Annotated in this window: 3 protein-coding genes; 1 reads left to right on the top strand and 2 read right to left on the bottom strand. The window is 57.5% G+C overall.

The window, feature by feature from the left end; translation table 11 throughout:
* The coding region (locus AAAB35_RS21955; protein ID WP_340670403.1) for a SulP family inorganic anion transporter at positions 1–1146 on the top strand (1146 nt) is incomplete at its 5' end.
* 6 nt (positions 1147–1152) lie between these two features.
* On the opposite strand, the gene cax is transcribed toward AAAB35_RS21955, so the two are convergent.
* Both cax and AAAB35_RS21945 read right to left on the bottom strand, forming a co-directional pair.
* Positions 1153–2244, bottom strand: a complete 1092-nt coding sequence (cax, locus tag AAAB35_RS21950) for a calcium/proton exchanger (RefSeq protein WP_340670402.1) — start codon at positions 2242–2244, stop codon at positions 1153–1155.
* Between the two features lie 349 nt (positions 2245–2593).
* Positions 2594–3324: bifunctional aspartate transaminase/aspartate 4-decarboxylase (locus tag AAAB35_RS21945; RefSeq protein WP_340670401.1), on the bottom strand; the 731-nt coding region annotated here is incomplete at its 5' end.

The raw sequence follows: 3324 nt of genomic DNA, 5'->3' as shown, positions 1-3324 counted from the left end.
ATCCATTGGCCCTCAGTTGTGCTTGGCGCCGGTCTGTTCCTTCTCCTGCTTGTCTTACGTGTGCGCCGGCCCGCAATTCCAGGGCCTCTTGTTGCTGTTGTCCTTGCGACGGGTCTGTCGGCCGTCTTTGATTTTCAGGCAACGGGCATGCGGGTCGTTGGTCAAATCCCCTCGCGCTTGCCGGCGCCCATGTTGCCCATACCAAAGGGCGCCGCAGTTGCCGATTTATTGCTGGGGTCGGTTGCAGTTTTGATCGTAAGCTTTGGGGCAGGCATCGTTACGGCACGCAGCTTCGGCGCGAAGAACAGATATCCGGTGGACGCCAACCGCGAACTGATGGGGTTTGGAGCGGCAAACATCGCCTCCGGTCTGTTCGGTGGATTTCCCGTTACCGCATCCGATTCGCGCACTGCCATCAATGATTTAATGGGGGGTCGCACCCAACTGGCCGGCATTGTTTCGGCTGCGGCGCTTGCTTTTACGGTCATCTTCCTTGGCAACGCTTTGGCCATACTGCCGACGCCCGCCCTTGGCGCAGTCCTTGCATCAGCAGCGGTCAGTCTGATTGATGTTTCGACCCTGCGCGAGTTATGGCGTACAAGCCGAGCGGAGTTTTCCTTTGCCCTTATCAGCGTCATCGGCGTCATTGGCCTTGGTGTTCTTTACGGTGTGGTTATCGCCGTGGGCGCAACGCTGCTTTACCTTCTCATGAAAGGGCTTCGCCCACGCGATGCCATGTTGGGCCGGATCACCGGGCGCGAAGGCTTCTACAAGCTGCATCGATCGCGAGAAGCGCAGCCGATTCCAGGGGTGGCCATTTACCTGCTGCAGGGCAGCCTGCTCTTTTTTAACGTAGACTACGTCAAGAGCCGGATCGAGGCCGCCATCAACGAGGTGGCCGCTGGTACCAAATGGTTTATTTTCGACGCGGGTGCCGCCGCTCAGATCGACAGCACGGCGGCAGCAATGCTCGACGATGTCCGTCTCCTTGCGCTGGAGCACGATCTGAAGTTTGGTATTGTCGAACTTCACAGCGAACCGCGCGACATCCTGGAAAAGTCGGGCGTCATCGGGCGCATTGGTCGGGACATGATCTTTGACGATCTGGAGGACGCGGTCGCGGCCTATTCCAAGGTCTCTACCTGATTGTCATCAAACTTGAGGTGGCAACAGATAGAGCGTCATCGCCAGAATAAGATAGACTATCAGCATCAGTACGCCGACGAACCATGTCGAGTGCCCGCCGTTTGTGACGATGATAGCCGTCATCGTGGCAATAAGCACCATGATGACCGCACCCGGCCAAAATAGCAGATCCATCGGCGAGGGGCCGACGACGTAGCTGAGAAGCACCAGTACCGGAGCAACGAAAAGGGCAATCTGTGCGGCGCTGCCGAGCGCGATACCGACGCTCAAATCAAGACGGTTCTTGCGGGCGCCGGAAAACGCCGAAGCCATTTCCGCGGCGCCGCCGACGAGCGCCACTACGATAAAGCCGACGAAGGCGGGCGTCATTCCAAATGCTGCAGCGGCCTCCTGAACAGATTCGACGAAAATCTCCGAAACAAGCGCAACCATTACCGTCACGCCCGCCAAGGTCGCGAGCGCCACCTTGAGCGGCCACGGCGTCTCTTCGTGAGCGACCTCTTCGATGCTGCCAAAAAGTTCTCGATGCGTCTTGAGCGAGAAGATGAGGCCCAGTCCATAGGCAATTATGAGGGCAACGGACAGGCCGACGCTGAGCTCCTGCAGGAAATGAGGTGCCATAGCAAAATCAGTGTCGGCAACAACTGAAGGGATAATCATCGCAACTGTTGCGAGAAATAATAGGCTCGTTTGCAGGCGGGCGTTTGTGCGATTGTAGTCCTGCACATGATATTTCAGTCCCCCCAACAGGAACGACGCACCCAACAAAAACAGCGTATTGGCGACAATGGCCCCCGCGACGGACGCTTTAACCAGGGTGACTTGGCCAAGGCGCAGTGCGGAGAGCGCAATGATAAGTTCGGTCAGGTTACCAAGGGTTGCATTGAGGAGTCCCCCGACCGTGTCACCGGTTTTGGCGGCAACGGACTCGGTTGCATGACTGAGCAAAGTTGCCAGCGGAACGATGGCCAGTACCGCTAACACGAAGAGCAACGTATGTGATGCTGGACTGACCTTTGCGGCGACAAGGACAATCGGGACCAGGGCCAGGAGCCAAAGGACGGGGTTGCGTCGAATATCTAGCAATAAATCGTTCATTGCGCGGGCGCCTCACTCTCATGCCGCCTCAGTGTCACCGTGATCGCCGTTTCGAAGGTCTTAAGAATTATATCATCGCGCACACAGGCCCGCATGCGCGATTGAAACATGACTGGGGGGCCGGCAATCTCCCCTGACCCGGCAGGTCTACGATGGCGACATTGGCGTGAGCCATAGCGAAGAATTGACTTAAGAGAGCCAGTGAACAATCCAGCGCGATGGCCCGCCATCAAGATAAAGGCCATCGCGTAACGGTGCGGACGCATGTGCGTCCTTGGCGCAATTGGGCGTCCCTTTCGTCCCGACGCGAACGCATTTAATGCTTGCGTTCGCTATCCGTCGCCGCGGCCTATTTTCCCTTCTTCGACGCGTTGGACGCGTTGAAGGCATCGACATAGCCACGCCCCACCGCGCGGACCGCCCGGCCGATATCGTCATAGACATCGTCGGTCAGGTTGGCGAACGAGACACGCACGCTCCAGTTCGGCGCATCGAAACCGCCGCCATTGAGGAGCACGATCGAATGGTCCTCGGCGAGCCGGTAGACGAGGTCGAGCGGATGAACGTTTTTCTTCAGCCACTTCACCATGTCCTCGCCGACGTATCTGCGCAGCCAGAATTCGAAGTCGATCGTGCCGTAATAGTAGGCAAAGTTAGGGTTGGGCTGGACATCCAGCGGCAGGCCTTCGAGCAGGCTGTCAACGCGAGACTTGCAGATATCCATGCATGCCTTCTGGTAGAGTTTTTCGGTGTCCATCAACTCGCTCATTGAGAACATCGTCATCATCACCTGCTGCGGCAAGGAAAGACCGGCGGTGTGGTTGAGTGCGACATCGCGACTGTCGGCGACTATCCGGTCGATCATCTTGAGTTTGCGCGGCTCGAGCGTGATCGAAATGTAGCGCTTGTCGAGCGCCTCAAGTTCCTTCGCCGGAAGCTTAGCGATCATGTCATCGAGCACGTTCTTCTCGTGAATGGCGATGAGGCCAAGTCGCCACCCCGTGCAACCGAAATATTTCGAATAGGAATAGACGCCAATGGTATTGTGCGGCAGTTCCGCCATCAGGGAGCGGAAGCCCG

The organism is Phyllobacterium sp., from assembly GCF_037994425.1.
Taxonomy (GTDB): Bacteria; Pseudomonadota; Alphaproteobacteria; order Rhizobiales; family Rhizobiaceae; genus Phyllobacterium.
Note: the sequence above shows the minus strand (reverse complement) of the source record. Positions and strands in the feature narration are given on the sequence as shown.

Coding starts and splice junctions, on each gene's coding strand:
- cax (WP_340670402.1), bottom strand. CDS start 2,244: ATGAACGATTTATTGCTAGATATTCGACGCAACCCCGTCCTTTGGCTC.